A 23,546-nucleotide genomic window follows, 5' to 3' on the forward strand; every position below is an offset into this window, starting at 1 on the left:
GATAGCGGATAGCGGATAGCAATTATAAGGCGGGAAATCAAGGGAACACTGGCTGCGAGCTGATCCCGCAGCCATGTGGTTTAACTACCAGACTCTTCGTTGAGTTCGGGCTGAACAATATCATTAACCGCAACGGAAATGCGCTCACGCAGCTCTTCATTGGCATTCGCAGCACGGGCAATGTTTTTGTATTCATCCAAACTTAAGCCGGAATCTTTAATCGCGGACTGGATTTGACCTTGCGTTTGCTTTTGCAAAGATTGCTTCTCTTCCGGATCAGTCACCTGCTGGACTTGCGCACCATACTGCTTACTCAGCGACTGCACAGCAACATAAGCATCGGCAAATTCTGCCACCTGGCCATCACTGACATCCATCGTTTGTGCGGCTTGTGCGGCCGCCTCGGGCATGGCTGGTTTTTGCGGGGCCTCTTGGGCTTGTACGGCGGTAGAGGCAAGCGTTGCTGCAAACATTGCGCTGAGCAGAGCGGATTTAGCAATTTTCATATTATCTCCTTAGAACTTTCAAAATGGTCAACCCTCAACTGCAGGAACCATGCCCAGATGTAACCTATTGATTTGACTCTATTTAAGATGGCAGCTCGGTGGGTTTTGTAAAATTGACAAGACGATTGATGCACAATTTACAATTCAGCGGTCACGGCGCCGTCACCCACCTGCGCCCCAAAGTGTAGAAAACGAAGTATCCACGACAGCACTCGCTCGTCATCCAGCGGCTCGGTTAACGTCGCCAAGGCCCCCTGAACCTTCTTATCGCCAATTGCGCGCACCCGCCCCTCCATCAAAGCCCGCGCATAGGCCAACGTAAACTCGGGGTGCCCCTGAAAAGTCAAAACGCTCGGCGCGATGTAAGTCATGGCGATGGGACAATCCGGTGTGCTAGCCAAACATTCGGCGCCTGGCGCCATCGCCTGCACCTGGTCCTGATGGCTCGACAGCAAATGAAACCCATCGCCGGCAAAACCTAACGACTTGGCCCTATCGGTTAACCGATTGTAGTGAGTGCCCACACACCACCCAGCAGTTGCCTTCTCCACACGCCCACCGAGCGCTTGGTGAATCACTTGATGACCAAAACAAATACCCACAACCGGAACGCGCTGCGCAACTAAATCGACAATGTGCTGTTTTAGTCGATTAATCCAAGGGTCGTGATCATACGCGGCCGACTGACTGCCGGTGATAATGACACCACTAAAACCATCGAGCGACTGCGGGCACTGTTCGCGATTCACGTCAAAACGCTCAAACCTCTGCAAAGGAGCCTGCCTGGCAAGACTGCGCACAAACATATCTGGGTATTGGCCATGCTCGACAGCCAAATGTGGTGCAATGGTGTCGGTATTGTAAATGGCGATCGGCAACATAGCAGTGCCCCTATTAAGGGAGTATGTATGAGAGTGGGTTAGCGGGTAAAAAGTACTTGATCATGCACTTGCACATCGAGCATTAAAATACTGTCTTCAGCCAAGACCACGGCATAGGTTTTACACATATCGTCACTGCGTATATCGCGGTAAGCGCCGGAAACCACCATTTGCTCAAGGGGTAAGTCTCGGATGCCAATCAAGTGGGGGAAGTACGGTCGGTGGCTCCAGTTGCGCCCCTGCATTGCACCGTCTGATTGAACACTGTCGCCCGAGAGTTCAAAGTTGGGAGATACTTGGGTCCCGGTACTGTTACACAAATAAAAGCGCAGTATCCCCAACTCTTGAAAGGTGGCGAGTTGGACGTTGCGGTGCAGCAAAGAAATATCTTCACACGCCCGCCACCAACCGCACAGCTGGCGCGCGAGTTGCTCTACCGATAACCGGTGGCGGTAGCTGCGCTCAAAGGTGGCCGCCTTGCGCTCAAGGTACTGCCGTTTTAATGTTTGTGTCGGCTCGACATAAGCATTACTGCTAATAGGGTTGGCCCGTGCCGGAGCGTAAATCCACCCCTGTACAATATCGGCGCCACACTCAACGGCAAAATCGAATTCGTCTTGCGTCTCCACCCCCTCACAAACAATTTGGCAGCCAGCGCGCATGGCCATAGAGGTCATAGACAGGGCAATATCGGCGGCTCCTCCACCGCGAGACGCCTCCTTAAAGAGCCCCATGTCTAACTTAATGATGTCAGGCTCGAGCGCAATAATGCGATCCACCTGCGAGGCCCCCGAGCCAAAATCATCAATCGCAACCCGGATACCGTGACGCTGATATTCGCGAGTTAGAAATTTTAAATTCTCTAAATCACCACTGCGCTCAGTAACCTCAACCACTACACGCTTAGGATCCAGCCCAACCTCCTCGATCATCGCCAAGGTGGGGATCACGTTCATATTCGCCAAACGATCGATCCACACAGGTGAAATATTCAACGCGATAAAAGAATCCGCAGGCATATGGGCGTAACCGTGCAATGCCTGTCGCCTAATTGCGCGGTCGACATTCAACACCCAGTCCTCCGGGAGGCTCGAATCAAAAAACAAAGGCGCCGCCGAGATGACTTGGCCCTGTTCATTTGTTGTGCGGGCGAGCGCTTCGTGCCCAACCACTTGCCCGGTGCTCAATTCAATGAGGGGCTGATAATAAGGGAAATACTGATCAAGAGCGGCGTCAATGCCTACATCAGACGCGAAAGGTGGTATAGAGCTGTAACGGTTCACATCTTATCTCACTGTCAAAAATCGCTTTTTCGCGCGGGCCCCTGCAAAAATGGTTGATGGGCCATACAACGCTACTATTGAGCGGAATGCCCCTCTCATAGCAGAATGTATTCCACAATGCTGAATGCAAACAAATAAAGCGGTAAACACAACCGCGCGCCCTCCGACGCGCAATTTTAAAGCACTTTGGAAGCGCGACCGAAAACGACCACCGAGCCTTTAGGCGTAAATCGCACAACCAAAGCACCGAAGCGGTGCGCCACCTCGCACCACTTAGAGGCAATCGATAATGCTTAGAAAGCGCCGCGCACGACATTCTTTATGACCTTTTGAAGACAAACCAATCAATAGCACCGAGCTATCACAAGGCAGGAATCGATAGCCCAAAATTAATACAATACGCTTAATTTCCACCAAAATGCCTCGCACCCACCCCGATAGTCAAAAAACACCCCCATAAAGACGTTTTAAGACCAATTGCCATTGGCAATTGAACCCCGCAACGCTGTACAATGCCGTCCAATTTTTGGCCTTGATTATACGAGTATCGACATGACAGACCTTAGTTTATACAGAAACATCGGGATCTTTGCCCACGTTGACGCGGGTAAAACCACCACGACCGAGCGTATCCTGAAGCTTACCGGTAAAATCCATAAGCTGGGTGAAGTGCACGAGGGTGAGTCCACCACTGACTTTATGGATCAGGAAGCTGAGCGCGGTATTACCATTCAGTCCGCGGCTGTAACCTGTGAGTGGCAAGGCCACCGCTTTAACGTCATCGACACCCCTGGGCACGTTGACTTTACCGTTGAGGTTTACCGTTCGCTTAAAGTTCTGGACGGCGGCATCGGCGTATTCTGTGGTTCTGGTGGTGTTGAACCCCAATCAGAAACCAACTGGCGCTACGCCAACGAGTCTGAAGTGGCTCGTATCATCTTCGTTAACAAGCTGGACCGTATCGGTGCCGACTTCCTTAACGTGGTAGATCAAATCAAAAACGTTCTGGGCGCCAAGCCACTGGTGATGACTCTGCCAATCGGCCGCGAAGACACCTTCAGCGGTGTTGTTGACCTGCTGAGCCAAAAAGCTTACGTATGGGACGATTCTGGTCAGCCCGAAAACTACTCGATCGAAGATGTTCCAGAAGACATGAAAGACGATGTCGAAATGTACCGCGAGCAGCTGATCGAAACCGCCCTGGAGATGGACGACGACCTGCTGATGGCTTACATGGATGGTGAACAACCATCTGAAGAAGACGTTAAGCGCTGTATCCGTAAGGGTACTCGCGATCTGGAATTCTTCCCCACTTACTGTGGTTCTGCCTTTAAGAACAAAGGTATGCAGCTGGTTCTGAACGCGGTTAATGATTACCTGCCCGCGCCAACCGAAGTTGATCCGCAAGATTTGACTGACGAAGAAGGTAACCCCACTGGCGATAAAGCCATTGTAAGTGCCGACGAGCCGTTCCGGGCCTTGGCGTTTAAAATTATGGACGACCGTTTCGGCGCCCTGACCTTCGTTCGTATTTACTCCGGTAAGTTAAACAAAGGCGACACCATCCTCAACTCGTTCACCGGTAAAACCGAACGTGTAGGCCGCATGGTAGAAATGCAAGCTGACGAGCGCAACGAGCTGACTCACGCCCAAGCCGGTGACATTATTGCCATCGTGGGCATGAAGAACGTACAAACTGGTCACACTCTGTGTGATCCGAAAAACCCTTGTACGCTAGAAGCCATGGTGTTCCCAGATCCCGTTATCTCGATCGCTGTTGCACCCAAAGATAAAGGTTCTACCGAGAAGATGGGTATCGCCATTGGTAAGATGGTTGCCGAAGATCCATCCTTCCAGGTTGAAACCGACCAAGATTCTGGCGAAACCATTCTTAAAGGTATGGGCGAGCTGCACTTGGACATTAAAGTCGACATCCTGAAGCGCACCTACGGCGTTGAAATGGAAGTGGGTCAGCCTCAAGTGGCTTACCGCGAAACCATTACCCAGGAAATCGAAGATTCTTACACCCACAAGAAGCAGTCTGGTGGTTCTGGTCAGTTTGGTAAAATTGACTACCGCATCAAGCCAGGTGAGCCAAATTCTGACTTCACCTTCAGCTCTAGTGTTGTGGGCGGTAACGTACCGAAAGAATTCTTCCCAGCGATTGAGAAAGGCTTTAAAGGCATGATGGAAAAAGGCCCACTGGCTGGATTCCCTGTGCTTGACGTTGAGATTGAGCTGTTCGACGGTGCTTTCCACGCGGTTGACTCCTCGGCAGTTGCCTTTGAAATCGCCGCTAAAGGCGCTTTCCGTCAGTCTATGCCCAAAGCTGGCCCTCAGCTGCTGGAGCCAATGATGAAGGTAGACGTGTTTACTCCAGAAGATCACGTAGGTGATGTGATTGGTGACTTGAACCGTCGTCGCGGCATGATCAGCGGCCAAGAGCCAAACGCCACCGGCGTTCGCATCAAGGCAGAAGTTCCGCTGTCCGAGATGTTTGGTTACATCGGCAGCCTGCGCACCATGACTTCGGGTCGCGGCCAATTCTCTATGGAGTTCTCGCAGTACTCTCCATGCCCGGCCAACGTAACTGAAGAAGTGATTGCCAAGGTGAAAGAACGCGAAGCGGCTGAGAAGAAGTAAGCAACCGCCACGCTAAAAAAGCCCGCATCATGATTGATGCGGGCTTTTTTGTGTCCGTCGTTCAAGTGCGCGACTTAGGGCGTTTAAATTCAGCCCGCGCCTGAGCTACCTTATTACGCATGACACAGGCTTCAAGGTGATCATTCACCAACCCCATCGCCTGCATAAAGGCAAAGACCGTGGTAGGGCCCACAAACTTCCAACCCTGTTTTTTCAACGCCTTAGCCAGCGCTACAGACTCATCTGAGGTGGTCTGGGACTGGGCCGCACACTCTTTTAAAGGCTCAAATTGCCAGACGTAAGCGGCAATAGACCCTTCACGCGCCACCAACTCCTGCGCTCGTTTAGCATTATTAATCACCGCTTCAATTTTACCCCGGTGGCGAACAATCCCCTCATCTTGCAATAAGCGCTCGACATCTTGCTCTGTAAACTCGGCCACTTGGTTAAAATCAAAATACCGGAACGCTCGGCGAAAGTTCTCCCGCTTAGTCAAAATCGTGCGCCAACTCAGCCCCGACTGAAAGCTTTCCAGGCATAGTTTCTCGAATAGTGTGCGGTCATCAGCGACCGGATAGCCCCATTCGTTATCGTGATAGGGGAAAAACGCCTCAACATTGCTGCACCAGCCGCAACGCGGCTTACCATCTGGCCCCGCTACCGTTTTCATCATACGCCCCTCTTGTTCGCTCAACTGCCAGCAATTCATTCACCCACGGCACACGGCCATACATCCATACGAGCCTGCTCAACGTATAAGGTTTCGCCTTGGCGTTTGTTTCATTTCTCTCTCGACTTGCCTACACTAGTACTGTGCGCACCGAGCTTACGCGCCTTCAACCACCCTGCCCAGAGCAGCCCTCGGATTTGATCATGCTGGATAACTTTTTCTTAACCCATCACGACCCGAGTCTTGTTCTCAGTGGCGTATACAACGGCAAGCTTGTCGCTCTATCTCTCGGCATCGCTGTATTTGCCAGTTATTTTACCCTGTACTTACTAGAGCTGGCCCGGCGCACGCCCTTTCCACTCTACACTCATGTGGCTCGAATCACCTCATCACTGGTGATGGCGGGAGGCATTTGGAGCATGCACTTTATCGGCATGCTTGCCTTCTCACTATGCAACGAAATCCATTACGATCCAACCATCACCTTCCTCTCCGCAGGGCCTGCGGTGCTGGCCTGCCTGTGCACCAGCTATTTACTGACCGCCAAGGCCAGCTTCAGCAATATGCTTTTTAGTGCGCTGCTGCTGGGCTCAGGCATCGGCACCATGCACTACAGCGGTATGGCCGCCATGGAGCTAGCGCCACTGCTGCGCTACGACCCTTTGCTGTTTGGGCTGTCTATTGTGGTCGCGGTTGGCCTCTCGCTGACCGCCATATTGGTACGTTACTACTTGCCTAAAATTTGGCCCGCCATTCCCACCGGATATAACCGAGCCATATGTTCCCTTATCATGGGCTTGGCGGTGTCTGGCATGCACTATATGGGCATGCTAGCCACTCGGTTTATCGACACCGGTATACAACAACCCAACCAACCTACAGTGCAGGCGGACTTGTCGTTTATCGCCATCAGCGTGGCCTGCGCCAGTATCTTGCTCACTCTCAGTGTGGCGGTTATCAATGGCTTGGTCCGCTTTAAGTTGCTGCTGGCAGAAAAAACCGAGAGCGAATCGCGCCTAAGCGCCATCCTGTCCACTGCCGTGGACGGCATTGTGACCATGGACGAACACGGCTTAATTATCGGTGCCAACCCCGCGGTGGAAAAAATCACCGGCTACCCCAAAGAGGAGCTTATCGGTCTACCCGCAACTAGCCTGACAGAGGACACCCCTCTTAGCAGCGCTCGCCTTGATGCCGATCAATCAAAGGCCCTAGCGGATTTTGTCGGTCGCAACCAAACCGTGCAGGTCCGTCACAAAGAAGGACACAACCTCCCTATTCGCTTCGGTGTGGGCGAGGTCCCGCTCCCTCACAATCAAACCATGTATGTGGCTTTTCTTACCGATTTAACCGACCAGCAGATTCTGCAGGAAAATCTTGAGCAAAAGGAGCACCAGCACCGCTCTTTGCTTAACAATATTCCCGGGGTGGCATTTCGCTGTGAAATTAATGAAAACTGGTCGATGATATTTGCCAGCCCCAGTATTGAGGAGCTCACCGGCTACCCACTGGACGACTTCATGCAGCGTACTATCGAACTGGGCGATGTTCTCCATACCGACGATTTACCCATGATTGACAACGGCATCAATCAGGCACTGGAGTCTCACTCTAACTACTCCATGGAATATCGTATTCACCACCGCAGTGGCGAATTGCGCTGGGTGCTCGATCAGGGCAGCTTTTATTTCAACACCCAGGGCGAAGCGCTGTGGATCGACGGTGTGTTGATTGATATTACCGAGCGGCGTCAATACGAGGACGAGCTAAAAGCGGCCAAACAACAGGCCGAGCAAGCGGCGCAAGCCAAGCAGGCTTTTTTGGCCAACATGAGTCATGAGATTCGCACCCCAATGAACGCCATCATCGGGTTTAGTGAAGTGCTGCTGGAGTCCCGCCTCGGCAGTGAACAAAAAAAGCATTTGGGAACCATTAACACCTCGGCCCGATCTTTGATGCACCTGCTAAACGATATTCTCGACTCGGCCAAACTCGAGAAAGGAAAACTGGACATCCACCACGAACATTTTTCTCTGCGCGAGTTGCTCGACACTATTATTTCCACTTTTTGGCTGCTCGCCAAACGCAAGGGTATTGATTTAACTCTTGAGGTGGCCCCCGACCTTTCCGATGTGCGCATCGGTGATAGCAACCGACTGCAACAAGTGCTCAACAACCTGCTTGGCAATGCGGTCAAGTTTACCGATACCGGCAGTGTCGCCTTAAAGGTCAGCACGACAGAAAACTCGCGCGTGCTATTCGAAGTCATCGACTCTGGAATTGGCGTAGCCCCTGCACGCTTAAAAACTATTTTCCAACCATTTGAACAGGCGGACAACACAACCACCCGGCGTTTTGGTGGCACCGGCCTTGGCACTACCATCAGCAAACAACTGGTGGAGTTAATGGACGGTGAAATTAATGCCCGCAGCCAATTAGGAGAAGGCAGTTGTTTTTACTTTCACCTGCCGCTGCCTCCGGGCGACAAGCATAAGCTTGCCCCTAAAGCACCCTTGAGCGGACTGCACCTGCCGGCGCAGAAGGTGTTGGCGGTTGACGATATCGACACCAATATTGATCTCTTGCAGCTACTGCTGCAGCGTGAAGGGCACAGCGTGATTACCGCCTGTAATGGGCTAGAAGCTATTGAGCGCTATAAAAATGAACCCGTCGATATCATTCTGATGGATGTTCATATGCCCGAGTGCGACGGCATTTGCGCCACTGAAAGAATTCGCGCCTACGAGCAAGAACATCAACGCCCACAAATCCCCATCATCGCCCTGACTGCCAGCGTGCTACAGCAGGATCAAAAGGCTGCACTCGATGCCGGCATGAATGGATTTGCCAATAAGCCCATTGATCCGCCCCAATTGTTTGGCGAAATGGCCAATGCCCTCGGCATCCAGCACGAGACCACGACCAGCATAGCGCCGCCGCAAGATTCCGCCATTGATTTCGACCACGGTGAATTGCTCTGGGGCAGCAGGGAAAGACAGATACAAGAGATACGACTATTCTTACAAAAGTTGGAGAATGAAATTTTAGCGCTCGGCCACGAAGGCCAGGCAGCTGAGGTGTTGGCCCACAGTCTACACAAACTTAAAGGCACCGCCGGCAACCTCGGCTTAATCGAGCTGGCACGAGTATTAACCGAGATGGAGCTCTGCCAAAGCGAACCCAAGCTACGGGAAGTCGCCCAAGGCTTGCCGGCGATCATTGCGACCATTAAGCAAGAAGTTTCAGGCGAGACGGCCGGCAGCGAACAAGATACTCGACAAGCATCGAGCATTAACTTGGCTGAGCTACTGCCACTTTGCCAACAACTGCAGGCAAAAGCCGAGGCAGCCCAAACCGATGACGCCCTGTTAGAGCAACTGCAAGCCTATGCCACCGGAAGTCAAAAAACACTGGTAGAGTCACTTGCTCTTGCTTTTGAAGAGTTCGAATTCGGGCAAGCGCAACAAATACTTAGCCAATTGATCAACACGCTCAACGAAGAGATGACACACCGCAACCATGCCACATAACCCTTTGCGAATTCTGGTGGTGGACGATGAGCCCACCAACCTAAAAGTCATGCAAAACGTGCTGGCCGATACCTACCAGCTCTCTTTTGCTAAATCCGGCCAGGCCGCGCTTAAGCTTGCCGATGAACAAGTGCCCAACTTGATACTGCTCGATGTCATGATGCCGGAAATGAGCGGAATAGAGGTGTGTAAAGCACTGAAAAACAATCCCAATACCCAGCATATACCGGTCATTTTTGTCACCGCGCTGAGCGATAACAACGATGAATTTCAAGGCTTTGAAGTGGGCGCGGTGGACTACATTATCAAGCCCATTACACCAGCGCTGGTGCGGGCTCGGGTGCGCACCCACTTATCACTGGTGCAGGCCGAACAACTTAAAAAGGCTCATGTAGATTTAGTGCAAAGACTGGGAGCGGCTGCGGAATATAAAGACGAAGATACCGGCGAGCATATTTTGCGCATGAGTCGGTACAGTAAGGCCTTGGCACTGGCGCATGGCATTAACGAAGACGATGCGGAAATTATTCGCCAGGCCGCACCGATGCACGATGTGGGGAAGATCGGCATCCCGGATGCGATTTTATTAAAGCCGGGCAAGTTGACTCACAGTGAGTTCGATAAAATTAAAGAGCACACCACCATCGGCGGAAAAATCTTAGAAAACTCCGACTCGCCCCTGCTGCGTCTGGCGCACAAGCTGGCGATGGAACACCACGAAAAGTGGGACGGCAGCGGCTACCCCTACGGCTTGCAGGGCGAGCAAATCAGCATTGAGGCGCGCATTGTTACCCTAGCCGATGTGTTCGATGCCCTGACCTCTAAGCGCCCCTATAAAGAGGCTTGGCCAACCGATCAGGCGTTTGAATATATTGCCGAGCAGGCGGGTAAACATTTTGATCCGGTACTGACGGCCACCTTTCTCGGCATTAAAACGCAATTGCTGGACATCAAACAACGGTACAACCGTTAATCAATGGCAGAATCTGGCTCGCGCTCCACTTTAATAGCGTCGGAGCGAGTCCAGCCTTTTTCAGCCATACAAGCATCTCGCTGAGTCGCAGAGTCTGCAAAGGCTTCCTGACAAGCTTCAAGGTCGGGCTCGTAACCTTCACGCAAACCGTCTTTGGAGTAACCCGGATCGTAGTAAACCTGTGAGCAAGCGCTTGCAAGAATAGCCAATAGAAAAATTGAGACGATACGCTCCAGAGTCATTCGACCTCCATATAAATTTGTCAGGTAAAAGTAAGTCACCGCTCAACCGGTGGACAGAGGCTTGCTAATTAACTGGCTCTTCTATGCTTACCGGGCTTTGCCACACCAAAAACACCGCGCCACATCAGCCCCTCAAAAATAACACCGGCGACAATAAACAAAGCGCCGCCCACAGGTGCAGCAAAAACAAAGCAAGCTATTGCGGCAAAGAAACAACCGACCACAACGGCCAAACGCAATATGATATTCATCTTCATTACCTCTGTGATTCGGGCGTATAAAATGTGTAGTGACTTTTGCCGGACTGCTTAACCTGATACATCGCTTGGTCCGCCTTATCCAGCAATACTTGCATTTGCTCGCCATCCACGGGGTAGCAAGCAATACCAATGCTGCCTCCCAGGGTGAGTGGTTGCGACACACCGCCCAAACGAAAGGGCTGGGCAATCAACGCCACCAGTTTGTTTGCCAAGTGCTCGACATTGGCTCTATCTGTAACATTGGACTGTAACAGGACAAACTCGTCTCCGCCAATGCGCGCCAGCAAGTCCGACTGGCGGCAGTGTTCCTGCAAACGTTCGGCAACGGCCTTGAGCAACACGTCGCCGGTTTGATGACCGTACTGGTCATTGACGGCTTTAAAGCCGTCCAGGTCAATAAATAAAATGGCCACCTGAGAACCGGCACGCTGCGCCGAACTCAGTATTGCCGCACCCTGTCGCTCAAACAGTCGTAGATTTGGCAGCTGGGTCAGAGGGTCGTAGTGCGCCATTTTTTGCAACTGTGATTTGGCCTGATCGGCATCATCCAGTGCCTGCTGTAGATCCGTGACATCGTATTCCACCATCAGCAATAGGAAGTCGCCGGTGAGCGGATGGCGGGTATGGCGAATATCCAAAGTATGGCGGCGCACGCCCTGAGCGGTGCGCATTTCATAGGTCCAGCGCCCGCCGGGTGCCCGCTTTGCCTTTTGCAAACACTCGCGGCCATCCTCGGGGCGGACAAAGCGCGCAACAAATTCACTAACGCCCGCCTCCCGCTCTGTTTGCTGGGGGTAGGCTTCGGTGGCGGCCGGGTTTTCGGTGACCCGTGTGCCATTCATATCAAAGCTGGTAACCAGTACCCGGGTGTAGCGCATAGCTTCCACCAACAGCAGATTCTCCGGGGTTTCGCCCAAATTGACCTGCTCGTTGATATAGGCAATGATCGCGCGGTGCTTGTCTGGCCCCACCAGCACGGCGCGGTGGCGCATATAAAGCGTTTTTGGTTTGCCCTGGGGGTAGGTTGTCCAGGGGTCAATCGTTAACCCCTGCTGTTGAGCAAGCTCGAAGGTTTGCCAAGTGCGATCACGGGCACCCTGTGTGTCTCCCGATAAATCTTTATTGATCAATTCATCCAGATTGGCGAGCCCCCAAAAATCAATAGCAGCCTGATTACCCCACCACCACTTGTGATCATCGACATCAAAAATCCACACCACATCGGGAATCAGTTCGTAAAGCCGCAACTCTTTATGGTCACGAATATGGAGCAAATGGGATAAGCGTGAGGTCATTGCGCGTGGGCCGCCACAGGGTTTGGTCATTGGGTGATACGGGTTATTGGGTCATGTTGTATTGGCACGCAATACAACCAGCGCCTTTACAACGATTATCCATGAACCCCAGGCAAATAAAAAGTGGCCCCGACTCACTTAAAGTATTGAGTCATGCATCAGAGGGTTGATCGGCCAACTCTGATGCATGCGCACGCCTGGCAGAGCGACAGTCGATATTTTTTTCGAACCAATAGACGGTATTGGACACCAGCACAATACTCCCCGAGATAATCGCACTGCCGGTACTGACCAACCCTGCCGAGACTAACGCCCCCGCACAGCGCTCCCCTTCACAGCGGAGCAGATGATTCACGGTGCTCACCTCCAACTCGGTCTGACGAACCATAATCTGGCATTCAGAATCGTATTTATGCACCACCTTGGGCACATAAATACAGCCAGTTAATAACGCCACTAAGGCTAAAGAACCGATTATCCATTTAACAACGTACATTTTAAGTCCTTTTAACCAAAAGAAGGGCAAGATCACTTAGCAAGTTCGCCCACAGAATTTTAACCTGCGAACGATTATCTTGCCGTCAGTTTAACTTCACGTAAAAAGGAAAATTCGCATTACCCACTTTGCCTTTGCCATCATAGGTATAAGAATAGAGTCGATAGTCGCCCTCTGCAATTGGCGCCGTAAAGACAAGGCGGCCTGAGCCTTGCTCAATAACCTGAAGCGGAACGGTCGCGGGCTTTTGCTCAAAGGCGCCGCCCTGGCTTCTAGTCTTTACCTCTTTTAGCAGCTCCCACTGATAGTCAATCGGGTCGCCGTCCGGGTCCTGCACGGCCACGTCAGCTTCGACCCGCTGCCCCGGCTTAAGGTAGACGCTGTCGGTGGCAAGTTTACCGTTTAACCGAATATCGGCGGCCAGCGGCGCACGGTTATCTGGGTATTGCCCGGTCCAGAAATGCGATAACTCATCGATACGGGCATTGGGTTTGCCGTCGGCGTTAAACATACCGTACCAGGTGGGGGTACGCTCTTGCTTTTGCCCCCACAAAAACGCGTAGGAGCCAATCACCTTACCGGTGGGGTTGCCCGCGAAGGCATCGCGCATACGCAGCGCCATGGTTCGGGCCTTCTCGCCACTCGGCTCTTCAATTTCGCGCCCCCATTCGGTTGCCGGACGCTCCCAGTGACCGATGGCGCCATACTCGGTAACCATGTAGGGCTTGTCGATATTATGGCCCTCGATGATTTCCGGTAAGCTGCCGACATCGCCATACAACTGCACCGAAATAAAATCGACATCGGGCGTATACTGCAGCGCGGTTTTAATATGCTGTTCAGAAGCGCCGGCAAAAGTGTAAGTGACCGGATGGTTGGGGTCGTGCTGGTGTATATACTCGATCATGTCGTTGATCGCCGCATACACTTTAGGGTTCACATCCTGGGGGGAGCCATCTTCGCCCATCAGCAAATTGGGCTCGTTAGCGACGACCCAAGCCAGTAAGTTGGGGTGATCTTTGTAAGTCTGAACGGCTGTTTTAAAGGCCTCGAACTGCTCGGCAACAGCGGCCTCGTCGTTGTAATCAAAACCGTGCAGCTCTTTGTCGGTATCAAATCCCAAAGCCACCATAACGCCATGTTTTTTTGCTTCGGCCAGCAACTGGTCGGCCTTGCTCGTATTCCAGGTACGAACACTGTTACCGCCTATCGCCACCAGTAGATCCATACTGCCTATAGGCGAACCACCCACGCCTCGCACCTCAAACGGCTGACCCTCGACCCTTAGCTGGTAGACGTTATCGACTTTGACAATATCAACCTCGCGAGGGCCGTTATTGTCTTCGGCGCAGGCCGTAGAAGTCAGAAGGGAAACAAACAAAACGGGCGCTAACCACGCTAGGAATTTTACCAGCATACAATAACCTCGATATTATTTTGGATTATTGAAGCACGCGGTTTGAACGGACTCGCCCCACCTATCAGAAATAAGCAAAGTGGGACGCAGAGAAAAGTGGCACACTGTCTAGAGCAAAATAAAGCCCCAGAAACAACAAACCCCGCCTATAGCGGGGTTTGCCAAGCAATGATTGGATTAGATGCCCGAGCTCAGACATCCGACCAAAGTATTACTTATTTTTTAGCGCGCTTGCGCTCATTCTCGGTCAACAGCTTTTTACGCACACGAATTGACTCGGGCGTCACTTCAACCAGCTCGTCGTCTTCAATAAATTCCAACGCCTGCTCAAGCGTGTGGCGAACTGGTGGCGACAACGTCAGCGCTTCATCAGTACCGGCGGCACGAATGTTATTCAGCTGTTTCGCTTTGGTCGGGTTAACGCTCAAGTCGTTATCGCGCGAGTGAATACCAATAACCTGACCTTCGTAGACCTCGGCGCCGTGGCCTAAGAATAGACGACCGCGATCTTGCAAAGTAAAGAGCGCGTAAGCCAAAGTTTTACCCTTAACCATAGAGATCAGTACGCCGTTGTGACGGCTGATAATGTCACCGCCTTTGACCGGGCCGTAGTGGTCGAAGATGCTGGTCATGATGCCCGAGCCAGAGGTCATGGTGAGGAACTGACCGCGAAAGCCAATCAAACCGCGCGATGGAATCAAGAACTCCAGCTTAACGCGACCTTTACCGTCTGGCTCCATGTTGGTCATTTCGCCACGGCGCAAGCCGATCTCTTCCATCACCGAGCCCTGGTGCTGATCTTCAACATCAATCACCACATTCTCGTAGGGCTCGTGAATCTCGCCATCCACTTCGCGCTGAATAACCTCGGGGCGTGACACACCCAACTCAAAGCCTTCACGGCGCATGTTCTCAATCAGTACCGACAAGTGCAGCTCACCACGGCCGGATACGACGAATTTATCGGGGCTGTCGCCCTGCACAACGCGCAGTGCCACGTTATGAATCAGCTCTTGATCCAGTCGCTCGCGAATGTTGCGGCTGGTGACAAACTTACCTTCTTTACCGGCAAACGGTGAGTCGTTAACCTGGAAAGTCATGCTCACGGTAGGCTCATCAACCGTCAGGGCGGGCAGCGCCTCTACCGCATCGGGGGCACATAATGTGTCGGAAATATCCAACCCATCGATACCGGTAATACAGACAATGTCACCGGCGGTGGCGCGATCGGTGTCGACACGCTCCAGACCGTGATAACCCATTACCTGCAGAACCTTGGCTTTTTTAGGTGCACCTTCACGCTTGGCTACCACTACCTGTTGGTTGGGTGAGAGCGAGCCGCGGCTAATGCGACCAATACCAATAACCCCAACGTAGCTGTTGTAGTCGAGTGCGGAAATCTGCATTTGGAAATCACCGTCGATATCAACTGCAGGTGCCTTCACATGCTCGGTGATCATTTCAAACAGCGGGGTCATGTCTTCGGCCAGCTCATCTGGCTCGGGGCCGGCAACACCGTTAAGAGCTGAGGCGTAAATAATCGGGAAATCGAGCTGCTCGTCGGTAGCACCCAAGCGGTCGAACAGATCAAATACCTGATCCACAACCCAGTCAGGGCGAGCACCGGGGCGGTCAACTTTATTGATCACCACAATCGGGTTCAGACCTTTTTCAAACGCTTTGCTGGTTACAAAACGCGTTTGCGGCATAGGGCCGTCAACGGCGTCCACCAGCAGCAATACTGAGTCCACCATCGACAGAACGCGCTCTACTTCACCACCAAAGTCAGCGTGCCCAGGGGTGTCTACAATGTTAATTCGGTAGTCATTCCAGCGAATGGCGGTATTTTTAGCCAAGATGGTAATGCCGCGCTCACGCTCCTGATCATTGGAGTCCATGATGCGCTCGGCGCCTTCGTCGCGGCGATCCAGCGTGCCAGACTGAGACAACAGCTTGTCCACCAGAGTGGTTTTGCCATGGTCAACGTGGGCGATAATGGCGATATTACGCAAATTAGCGATGTCGGATTGGGTGGTCACAGTGTGCCTCAGTACTTTGGGGAAATGACAGCGGCAGACAACTCGAAGCCTCTACCGCTAAAAAGGCGCGCATTATAACGGTCTCAAGGGATAACAGGAATGAAAAAGATCAGTTTTTAGGCACTATTGAGGAAATAATCCCTAGTGAGTGGCTTTTGCCGCCTCAAAGACCAAAATAATTGGTCGGCTCTTCACCATCGGAGCCAATTTGCCCCTCGCTGTCGCCGGCAAACTGGAACAGCTCTATCAGCCCGGACTCGGCATTGGTAAAACAAGAGATAAACATTTCACGCACGGGAGGCTCTCGGCTGGAGTCCTTAAAAATCTCAGCTTCGATATAAATCTTAAACTGATTGGTCGACCTGTCATGACGACTGCTGAATTTATCTACGTGCATGACCCGAATGCGATCAACGAAAGACTCCTGCATTCGCTCTTCGCAGTGTATACGGGCATCGGTCATGGTTGAATGGCGATAGCGCTCTTGTTCAGCCTGATCTCGATTAAAGTCAAATTCACCGAGTGGAACCCCTGAAAAATACAAGGTAGCACCAACCGACAACATCACCAACCCAAATGCCGCCAATCCCAATACGGCTCCCTGCAACACTGATGCCCTGTGTTTTTTGCGCATAATCACTGATCACTCAGGGCGATAGACGCCGATATTTGACTGGCCATCCTCCACCAAATGAGAGGCGTGCAATTGACTCATAATGCCTTTATCGCAATACAAATAATACCGCTTTTCGCCTTCGAGCTGCCCCAGCGCGTTATTGAGAGTATAAAAGGGAATTTTAAGCACCTCGGCATCACCAACCGCCAATGGCTTGAGCGCCTCTTCGTCGGGGTGGCGAATATCAATAATCACTCCACCCACGGGCAGGCTCGACACGATATCCAGCGGTTGCTCGGGCATAACTGACTCAGCCAAATCGCGCACATCCGAGACGATCTTATTTTGCACAGCCTGCTCCAATACAGCAAAATCGAACTTCTCTTCCACCGCAACCACTTTGTCGAGCTTGGCACGAGTGGTGGGTCGCACCGAAATAACCCCGCAATATTCAGGCATGCTGGCAGCAAAGGTTTCGGTGCCAATATGGCGTGAAATATCAATAATTTCGCCTTTATCCATGGTCACCAATGGACGCAACACTAAGGTATCAGTGACTCGGTCGATCACATTGAGGTTAGGCAAGGTTTGGCTCGACACCTGGGCCACACTCTCCCCTGTTACCAGCGCGGGCAACTTCAACTCTGCCGCCACCTGACTGGCAGCGCGCATCATCATGCGCTTTAGCACCACCCCCATGTAGGAGTTGTCGACATTTTGCAGAATTTCACTGACCACCCCCTCAAAGGGGACGGTGATAAATTTAACAGGGTGCGAAACGCCGTATTTATTCCAGAGAAAGTAAGATACCTCTTTAACGCCCATCTCGTGCTGGCGACCGCCGAGGTTAAAAAAACAAAAATGGGTGCGAATGCCGCGCTTCATGGTCAAATAAGTGGACACAGTAGAGTCAAAGCCACCGGAAATGAGTGACAACACAGACTCTTGCGACCCCAGTGGGTACCCCCCCAAGCCTCTGCGAAGACTTGAAACCACTAACAAACGATCATCTTTAATTTCTAAACGCACGGTCACATCGGGCTTTTTCAACACCACGCCGGCGTTTTCCGTATGCTGGGCTAAGCCACCGCCGATATAGCGCTCAACGTCGGTGGAGGTAAAATCATGACGACCACTGCGCTTTACCCGCACACAAAAAGTTTTGCCAACCAAACGCCCCTGCCAGCAAGCGAGCACCTGCTCAAAGTTTTGGTGCATATCCCCCAAGGGAAACTCCAACACCTTTAGAAAGCTACCGATACCTGGCGTGTGGGCCAAAATTTCCGTCACCCGGGCCTCACGCTGAGCCACCTCCTGGTCGCTCAGCCCTGCATCACTGGCGATCAGCTCGACTTTTTCCCAGTCGCGACTGACCCGAATGTCACTGGACACCTCTACCACCTGCGACCGTATATTATCTCGCAACTGACGAATAAAGCGCTTTCGCACCGGTGGACTCTTAATAATTATTTCTGGGAAAACCTTGACGATGAAATGCATGTAAGCCTACTGTAAGCGCGCAGTAAAAACGCGTTATTATAATGCAATCAGGTACCTGAGCGAAATGCGCAAACCTTATGCGCACCATAATGAGTCAAAACGTGGTGCACGAGCACAACTATGGTGCACACCATTGCGCCACTGTAGATACCCCATGGCCGGAAGCCCTGTATTTTCTCCACCTTTTGATATGAATATTATGGTACAGTTCTTGCCTTAAATCGAGCACAACCACAAATTGCCCACCTTAGCGGTGGTGCACTGAATCAGTAGCGTTGAGTACTGACGAATTTTTTAACTAAACGTACGTAGCCCTAGGCTTTTCAAATTGGAGGCATTCGATGTCTAACAAGCAGACACTGGAACTGATTAAAGAACACGAAGCGCGCTGGGTAGACATGCGCTTTACCGACACCCGCGGTAAAGAACAGCACGTCACCATCCCCGCCGCCACGATTGACGAGGACTTCTTCGAAGAAGGCAAAATGTTCGATGGCTCCTCCATCAACGGCTGGAAAGGCATTAACGAATCAGACATGATTTTGATGCCAGACGACGAAACCTCTATCGTCGATCCGTTCTCTGAAGACAGCACCATTATTATTCGCTGTAACATCGTTGAGCCTACCACTATGCAAGGCTACGATCGCGACCCACGCTCTATCGGCCTGCGCGCTGAAGAGTACTTGAAATCTACCGGCCTGGGTGATACCGCACTGTTCGGTCCCGAGCCTGAGTTCTTTGTATTCGATAGCGTACACTGGGCCTCTGAAATGGGCGGCTCTTTCTACAAAATCAAATCTGAAGAAGGCGCCTGGTCTTCTGGCGACGACTTTGAAGACGGCAATGCCGGCCACCGTCCAACCGTTAAAGGCGGTTACTTCCCAGTACCTCCCGTTGACTCACTGAACGACTTGCGTGGCGCTATGTGTAACGCCATGGAAGCCATGGGCCTGGAAATTGAAGTACACCACCACGAAGTTGCCACTGCTGGTCAGTGCGAAATCGGCGTTGGTGCCAACACTTTGGTTAAAAAAGCTGACGAAGTACAGATTTTGAAGTACTGCGTACATAACGTTGCTCACGCCTACGGCAAAACCGCGACCTTTATGCCTAAGCCCCTGATTGGCGACAACGGCTCTGGCATGCACGTACACCAGTCTTTCTCTAAAGACGGTGTTAACCAGTTTGCTGGTGACGACTACGCTGGCCTGTCTGAAACTGCCCTGTTCTACATTGGCGGTATCATCAAGCACGCACGCTCACTGAACGCTTTCTGTAACGCCTCTACCAACTCTTACAAGCGTTTGGTTCCAGGCTTTGAAGCTCCTGTTATGCTGGCCTACTCTGCTCGCAACCGCTCTGCGTCTATCCGCATTCCGTTTGTGACCAGCCCTAAAGCCAAGCGCGTTGAGACTCGCTTCCCTGATCCAACTGCCAACCCATACCTGTGCTTCGCTGCACTGATGATGGCCGGTATCGACGGTGTTCAGAACAAGATCCACCCAGGCGAAGCAGCCTCTAAAGACTTGTACGACCTGCCCCCAGAAGAAGAAGCGCAAATCCCAACTGTGTGCTCTAGCCTGGAACAAGCTCTGCAAGCTCTGGAAGACGACAACGAATACCTGCAAGCAGGCGGCGTATTCACCAAAGACTTTATCGATTCTTATATCGAGCTGAAGCAAGCCGACATTCAGCGTCTGCAAATGACTCCACACCCTGTAGAATTCGAACTGTACTACAGCGTGTAAGTCTCGCTTAGCCCCCCCCTTAAGGGATAAGGGACTAAGTCGCAAAAAGGCCCGCCTGGCAACAGGCGGGCCTTTTTCTTTTGTCGTTAAAGCGTTATCGTACTATGTAGTACGCACCTGATTCCTACAGGAATGACCACCATGGTTAGACTGACATTTATTGCCCTGACACTTTTCGCCTTTCATGCCTCGGCCGAAGTTTATAAATCGGTCGATAAATACGGTAACGTCACCTACACTGATGACCCCGCCCCAGCCTACAAACGCGGTGAAAAAACTGAAAAAGTGAATGTCCCACCCACCAATATTGTGCCAGCCGGCAAAGCCATGGCGCCCGACATTGACCTGGATATAGAAACTGAAGAAAAGCACCCCGACTATCAGGTGCGTATTATTAGCCCCTCCGAGGGTCACACCCTCACACCTGGCCAGCGAGACCTGGTGATTGCGGTAACCACCCAGGCACCATTGCGCCACGAGGCCAAATTTGCGTTTTACATGGATGGCAAACAGCTCGGCACGACCGAGCTCAACAACTATTCCATTCGCGAGATTATTCGTGGCGAACACACCATTCGGGTAGATGTACTAGATAGCAATGAGCACACGCTCTCTAGCAGCGCGCCCGTGACCGTTTATGTTCACCGTGCCTCGGTGAACTAATCCCGACCGCAGAAACCGCCCCAATATGGCGCAAACGCCCTCATTCTGTGCAAGAATACAACCCCCAATAACACTTCAAGCAAGGAAACGCCCGTTTTTCGCGCCTTTTGTGTTGGTTTGGTTATTGCATAGTGCACCTTGATTAATCACCGCAAGCCTTAACGCTGCGGCGCCAGGAGTATAGAAATAACGTGACACCCACTGATTTACACAAACAATTGCTCGACAGCCTGAGCACAGCCATCATTCTTTTGGATGGCCACCTGCAGCTGTGCCATATCAATCCGGCCGCTGAAGCGTTGTTGTCCATCAGTCTGGAGCGCTGCCTAGGCGAACCCTTTACGCATTTTTTTCACGAGTCCAGTGATACGCCTGGTGAGCTGAGTCACGCGGCACAGCAAGCCAATCATTACACCAAGCGACACGCCGAATGGCAATTGCTCAACGGCGAGCAAATTACGGTAGATTATACGGTTACACCATTCAGTCACAATCAAGGCTTAGTGATTGAGATTTTACCCATAGACCGCTTACTGCGCATCTCCCGTGAAGAAATGTTGTCATCATCGCAAGAGACCACACGAATTCTGATTCGCGGTATGGCTCACGAAATCAAAAACCCGCTGGGCGGTATTCGTGGAGCAGCGCAATTATTGGCCCGAGAATTACCGGAACCTGAACTGAAAGAATACACCGGCATTATTATCGACGAGGCCGACCGCCTGCGAAATCTAGTAGACCGGATGCTCGGCCCCAATCAATTACCGCAGTTGTCGCAACTTAATATTCACGAGGTTTTAGAGCGTGTGGCCACAATGATACACGCAGAAAGTGGCGATGCGATTCACATCGTTCGCGACTATGACCCTAGCCTACCCGATATCAACGGCGACAAAGAACAGCTTATTCAGGCATTACTCAACATTGCACGCAACGCCATGCAAGCGATGAAAGAAAACCATACACCCAACCCAACGCTGACCTTGCGCTCACGAGTACGCCGCCAATACACCATTGCCGGCCATCACCATCCGCTGGTGATTCATATTGAGGTGGTCGATAACGGTCCGGGTATTCCCGAGCATATGGTAAAACAAATTTTTTACCCCATGATATCTGGCCGCGCCGAAGGCACTGGCCTGGGTTTAACTATTTCCCAGCACTTGATCCATCAACACAATGGCTTAATCGAGTGCCACAGTGAACCGGGCGAGACACGCTTCTCCTTGTTCCTGCCCATGGAAACCACATCCTCTTCAACTACAGCTACGAGAAACCGCCATGCAGAAGTCTAATTGCGTATGGATTATTGACGACGACCGTTCAATTCGTTGGGTTTTAGAAAAAGCCCTACAAAGTGCCAACATTGTAACGCGTACTTTCGATACCGGTGACTCGGCACTCAGTCAGCTTAACCGAGAAATTCCCGACGCTATTGTCAGTGACATTCGCATGCCCGGGGTTGATGGTCTAGGGTTGTTATCAACTCTACACACCAACCACCCTGAAGTGCCGGTGATTATTATGACAGCGCACTCAGATTTAGACAGTGCCGTAGCAGCCTACCAAGGTGGGGCCTTTGAATACCTACCCAAACCCTTTGACGTAGACGAAGCGGTAGCCGTGGTTCAACGCGCGCTGGCTCACGCCGAAGAGCAAAAAAGCGAACGCACTCACCCCGATGCTGTAGAAGTCGATACCGAGATTATCGGTGAAGCACCAGCCATGCAAGAAGTGTTTCGCGCGATTGGCCGTCTATCGCAATCCAATATCACGGTATTGATTAACGGTGAATCGGGCACGGGTAAAGAGCTAGTAGCACGCGCACTGCATCGCCACAGCCCGCGACGCAACGAACCTTTTATAGCACTGAACATGGCCGCCATTCCCAAAGACTTAATGGAATCGGAACTGTTCGGCCACGAGAAAGGCGCCTTTACCGGGGCCGCCACACAGCGCCAAGGTCGCTTTGAACAAGCCAATGGTGGCAGCCTGTTTTTAGATGAAATAGGCGATATGCCAGCCGAGACCCAAACGCGCCTGCTGCGCGTTTTAGCCGATGGCGAATTCTATCGCGTTGGCGGCCACACACCAGTGAAAGTGGACGTACGCATTATTGCCGCCACCCACCAGGACCTGGAAAATTTGGTAACCGATAACCGTTTCCGTGAAGACTTGTTTCACCGCCTAAACGTTATTCGTATTCATATTCCCAAGTTGGCTGATCGGCGCGAAGACATCCCCAAGCTATCTCAGTTCTTTTTGCAAAAAGCTGCCGGTGAATTAAACGTCGACCCGAAAGTATTGCTGCAAGAAACCGAAGACTTTATGTGTGGCTTGTCATGGCCGGGCAATGTCCGCCAGCTAGAAAACACCTGTCGCTGGATTACGGTGATGGCCTCGGGGCGCGAAGTGCACACCGAAGACTTACCGCCGGAGCTGATGGACAATAAAGAGGGCAATGCGCCTGCCGATGACTGGGAAAAAGCCCTGCGCCACTGGGCCGATCAAGCCCTGGCTCGCGGCCACCACCAATTACTAAGCGAAGCCGTCCCCACCTTTGAGCGCGCCCTGATTGAAACCGCGCTTAAGTACACCGCCGGGCGCAAACGCGATGCTGCCAACTTGCTGGGTTGGGGACGCAACACGCTGACCCGCAAACTCAAAGAGCTGAACATGGCGGGGGGAGACGAGACGAGCTAGAGAGCCGGGTTACGGGTCCGATTTTTCCTTAACCTGCCCCCGTTCTCCGTTCTCCGCTGAAAATGTTACCCTAACCCT

19 protein-coding genes are annotated in these 23,546 nt (G+C 52.0%); 7 read left to right on the plus strand and 12 right to left on the minus strand.

The genetic code is table 11. The annotated features are described in order from the left end of the window. Positions 1-80: 80 nt before the first annotated feature. The 3 genes from Q4526_RS15905 to Q4526_RS15915 all read right to left on the minus strand — a co-directional run bounded on the left by Q4526_RS15905 (position 81) and on the right by Q4526_RS15915 (position 2,670). A complete protein-coding gene (locus tag Q4526_RS15905) occupies positions 81-506 on the minus strand; it encodes a DUF4168 domain-containing protein (RefSeq protein WP_215978109.1) in 426 nt (141 codons plus the stop codon). 137 nt (positions 507-643) lie between these two features. Next, positions 644-1,387 carry a gamma-glutamyl-gamma-aminobutyrate hydrolase family protein gene (locus Q4526_RS15910; RefSeq protein ID WP_215978110.1) on the minus strand — a complete coding sequence of 248 codons (744 nt, stop codon included), beginning with the start codon at positions 1,385-1,387 and terminating at the stop codon, positions 644-646. A gap of 38 nt (positions 1,388-1,425) precedes the next feature. Then, positions 1,426-2,670, minus strand: coding sequence for an EAL domain-containing protein (locus tag Q4526_RS15915; RefSeq protein ID WP_215978111.1), 1,245 nt, complete (start codon positions 2,668-2,670; stop codon positions 1,426-1,428). A gap of 552 nt (positions 2,671-3,222) precedes the next feature. On the opposite strand from Q4526_RS15915, the gene fusA reads away from it, so the two are divergent. After that, the gene (gene fusA / locus Q4526_RS15920) at positions 3,223-5,313 is read left to right on the plus strand and encodes an elongation factor G (RefSeq protein ID WP_215978112.1); all 2,091 of its coding nucleotides are present in this window, start codon (positions 3,223-3,225) and stop codon (positions 5,311-5,313) included. A gap of 61 nt (positions 5,314-5,374) precedes the next feature. Here the strand turns inward: fusA and Q4526_RS15925 are convergent, their stop codons facing one another. Further along, positions 5,375-5,986 carry a DNA-3-methyladenine glycosylase I gene (locus Q4526_RS15925; RefSeq protein WP_215978113.1) on the minus strand — a complete coding sequence of 204 codons (612 nt, stop codon included), beginning with the start codon at positions 5,984-5,986 and terminating at the stop codon, positions 5,375-5,377. A gap of 200 nt (positions 5,987-6,186) precedes the next feature. On the opposite strand from Q4526_RS15925, the gene Q4526_RS15930 reads away from it, so the two are divergent. Continuing rightward, entirely contained in the window at positions 6,187-9,513 is a 3,327-nt protein-coding gene (locus Q4526_RS15930; protein WP_215978114.1) for an MHYT domain-containing protein, read from the plus strand. Then, on the plus strand, positions 9,503-10,486 hold the full coding sequence (locus tag Q4526_RS15935) for a two-component system response regulator (protein ID WP_215978115.1): 984 nt from the start codon (positions 9,503-9,505) through the stop codon (positions 10,484-10,486). Before Q4526_RS15930 ends, Q4526_RS15935 begins: the two co-directional genes overlap by 11 nt. On the opposite strand, the gene Q4526_RS15940 is transcribed toward Q4526_RS15935, so the two are convergent. The 8 genes from Q4526_RS15940 to thiI form a co-directional block, all read right to left on the minus strand. Next, positions 10,483-10,728: a hypothetical protein gene (locus tag Q4526_RS15940; RefSeq protein ID WP_215978116.1), complete on the minus strand. Its 246-nt coding sequence runs from the start codon at positions 10,726-10,728 to the stop codon at positions 10,483-10,485. The two genes, Q4526_RS15935 and Q4526_RS15940, sit on opposite strands and share 4 nt — an antisense overlap. A gap of 68 nt (positions 10,729-10,796) precedes the next feature. After that, positions 10,797-10,979, minus strand: coding sequence for a hypothetical protein (locus tag Q4526_RS15945; RefSeq protein ID WP_215978117.1), 183 nt, complete (start codon positions 10,977-10,979; stop codon positions 10,797-10,799). Between the two features lie 5 nt (positions 10,980-10,984). After that, on the minus strand, positions 10,985-12,283 hold the full coding sequence (locus Q4526_RS15950) for a sensor domain-containing diguanylate cyclase (protein ID WP_215978118.1): 1,299 nt from the start codon (positions 12,281-12,283) through the stop codon (positions 10,985-10,987). Positions 12,284-12,434: 151 nt separating this feature from the next. Continuing rightward, positions 12,435-12,779 carry a hypothetical protein gene (locus Q4526_RS15955; RefSeq protein ID WP_215978119.1) on the minus strand — a complete coding sequence of 115 codons (345 nt, stop codon included), beginning with the start codon at positions 12,777-12,779 and terminating at the stop codon, positions 12,435-12,437. An 85-nt stretch (positions 12,780-12,864) separates the two neighbouring features. After that, positions 12,865-14,196: a glycoside hydrolase family 2 TIM barrel-domain containing protein gene (locus Q4526_RS15960; RefSeq protein WP_215978120.1), complete on the minus strand. Its 1,332-nt coding sequence runs from the start codon at positions 14,194-14,196 to the stop codon at positions 12,865-12,867. Positions 14,197-14,411: 215 nt separating this feature from the next. Continuing rightward, complete coding sequence (typA, locus tag Q4526_RS15965; RefSeq protein ID WP_215978121.1) at positions 14,412-16,235, minus strand: translational GTPase TypA; 1,824 nt, start codon at positions 16,233-16,235, stop codon at positions 14,412-14,414. 163 nt (positions 16,236-16,398) lie between these two features. Beyond that, the gene (locus tag Q4526_RS15970) at positions 16,399-16,869 is read right to left on the minus strand and encodes a hypothetical protein (RefSeq protein ID WP_215978122.1); all 471 of its coding nucleotides are present in this window, start codon (positions 16,867-16,869) and stop codon (positions 16,399-16,401) included. A 9-nt stretch (positions 16,870-16,878) separates the two neighbouring features. Then, positions 16,879-18,351 carry a tRNA uracil 4-sulfurtransferase ThiI gene (thiI, locus tag Q4526_RS15975; RefSeq protein WP_215978123.1) on the minus strand — a complete coding sequence of 491 codons (1,473 nt, stop codon included), beginning with the start codon at positions 18,349-18,351 and terminating at the stop codon, positions 16,879-16,881. Between the two features lie 341 nt (positions 18,352-18,692). Here thiI and glnA point away from each other — a divergent pair, with 341 nt between their 5' ends. The 4 genes from glnA (at position 18,693) to glnG (ending at position 23,468) form a co-directional block, all read left to right on the plus strand. Next, positions 18,693-20,102: a glutamate--ammonia ligase gene (gene glnA / locus Q4526_RS15980; protein ID WP_215978124.1), complete on the plus strand. Its 1,410-nt coding sequence runs from the start codon at positions 18,693-18,695 to the stop codon at positions 20,100-20,102. Positions 20,103-20,243: 141 nt separating this feature from the next. Further along, positions 20,244-20,765, plus strand: a complete 522-nt coding sequence (locus tag Q4526_RS15985) for a DUF4124 domain-containing protein (RefSeq protein WP_215978125.1) — start codon at positions 20,244-20,246, stop codon at positions 20,763-20,765. Positions 20,766-20,956: 191 nt separating this feature from the next. Further along, positions 20,957-22,060, plus strand: coding sequence for a nitrogen regulation protein NR(II) (gene glnL / locus Q4526_RS15990; RefSeq protein WP_215978126.1), 1,104 nt, complete (start codon positions 20,957-20,959; stop codon positions 22,058-22,060). After that, positions 22,047-23,468, plus strand: coding sequence for a nitrogen regulation protein NR(I) (gene glnG, locus Q4526_RS15995; RefSeq protein WP_215978127.1), 1,422 nt, complete (start codon positions 22,047-22,049; stop codon positions 23,466-23,468). Before glnL ends, glnG begins: the two co-directional genes overlap by 14 nt. Positions 23,469-23,546: the final 78 nt, after the last annotated feature.

The sequence above is a fragment of the Gilvimarinus sp. 2_MG-2023 genome (assembly GCF_030547685.1).
Classification (GTDB): Bacteria; Pseudomonadota; Gammaproteobacteria; order Pseudomonadales; family Cellvibrionaceae; genus Gilvimarinus.

What these genes read in the sequence shown, in the direction of transcription:
- Q4526_RS15905 (WP_215978109.1), bottom strand. Translation starts at nt 506, where the DNA reads ATGAAAATTGCTAAATCCGCTCTGCTCAGCGCAATGTTTGCAGCAACG.
- Q4526_RS15910 (WP_215978110.1), bottom strand. Translation starts at nt 1,387, where the DNA reads ATGTTGCCGATCGCCATTTACAATACCGACACCATTGCACCACATTTG.
- fusA (WP_215978112.1), top strand. Translation starts at nt 3,223, where the DNA reads ATGACAGACCTTAGTTTATACAGAAACATCGGGATCTTTGCCCACGTT.
- Q4526_RS15925 (WP_215978113.1), bottom strand. Translation starts at nt 5,986, where the DNA reads ATGATGAAAACGGTAGCGGGGCCAGATGGTAAGCCGCGTTGCGGCTGG.
- Q4526_RS15930 (WP_215978114.1), top strand. Translation starts at nt 6,187, where the DNA reads ATGCTGGATAACTTTTTCTTAACCCATCACGACCCGAGTCTTGTTCTC.
- Q4526_RS15935 (WP_215978115.1), top strand. Translation starts at nt 9,503, where the DNA reads ATGCCACATAACCCTTTGCGAATTCTGGTGGTGGACGATGAGCCCACC.
- Q4526_RS15940 (WP_215978116.1), bottom strand. Translation starts at nt 10,728, where the DNA reads ATGACTCTGGAGCGTATCGTCTCAATTTTTCTATTGGCTATTCTTGCA.
- Q4526_RS15945 (WP_215978117.1), bottom strand. Translation starts at nt 10,979, where the DNA reads ATGAATATCATATTGCGTTTGGCCGTTGTGGTCGGTTGTTTCTTTGCC.
- Q4526_RS15950 (WP_215978118.1), bottom strand. Translation starts at nt 12,283, where the DNA reads ATGACCTCACGCTTATCCCATTTGCTCCATATTCGTGACCATAAAGAG.
- Q4526_RS15955 (WP_215978119.1), bottom strand. Translation starts at nt 12,779, where the DNA reads ATGTACGTTGTTAAATGGATAATCGGTTCTTTAGCCTTAGTGGCGTTA.
- Q4526_RS15960 (WP_215978120.1), bottom strand. Translation starts at nt 14,196, where the DNA reads ATGCTGGTAAAATTCCTAGCGTGGTTAGCGCCCGTTTTGTTTGTTTCC.
- Q4526_RS15970 (WP_215978122.1), bottom strand. Translation starts at nt 16,869, where the DNA reads ATGCGCAAAAAACACAGGGCATCAGTGTTGCAGGGAGCCGTATTGGGA.
- thiI (WP_215978123.1), bottom strand. Translation starts at nt 18,351, where the DNA reads ATGCATTTCATCGTCAAGGTTTTCCCAGAAATAATTATTAAGAGTCCA.
- glnA (WP_215978124.1), top strand. Translation starts at nt 18,693, where the DNA reads ATGTCTAACAAGCAGACACTGGAACTGATTAAAGAACACGAAGCGCGC.
- Q4526_RS15985 (WP_215978125.1), top strand. Translation starts at nt 20,244, where the DNA reads ATGGTTAGACTGACATTTATTGCCCTGACACTTTTCGCCTTTCATGCC.
- glnG (WP_215978127.1), top strand. Translation starts at nt 22,047, where the DNA reads ATGCAGAAGTCTAATTGCGTATGGATTATTGACGACGACCGTTCAATT.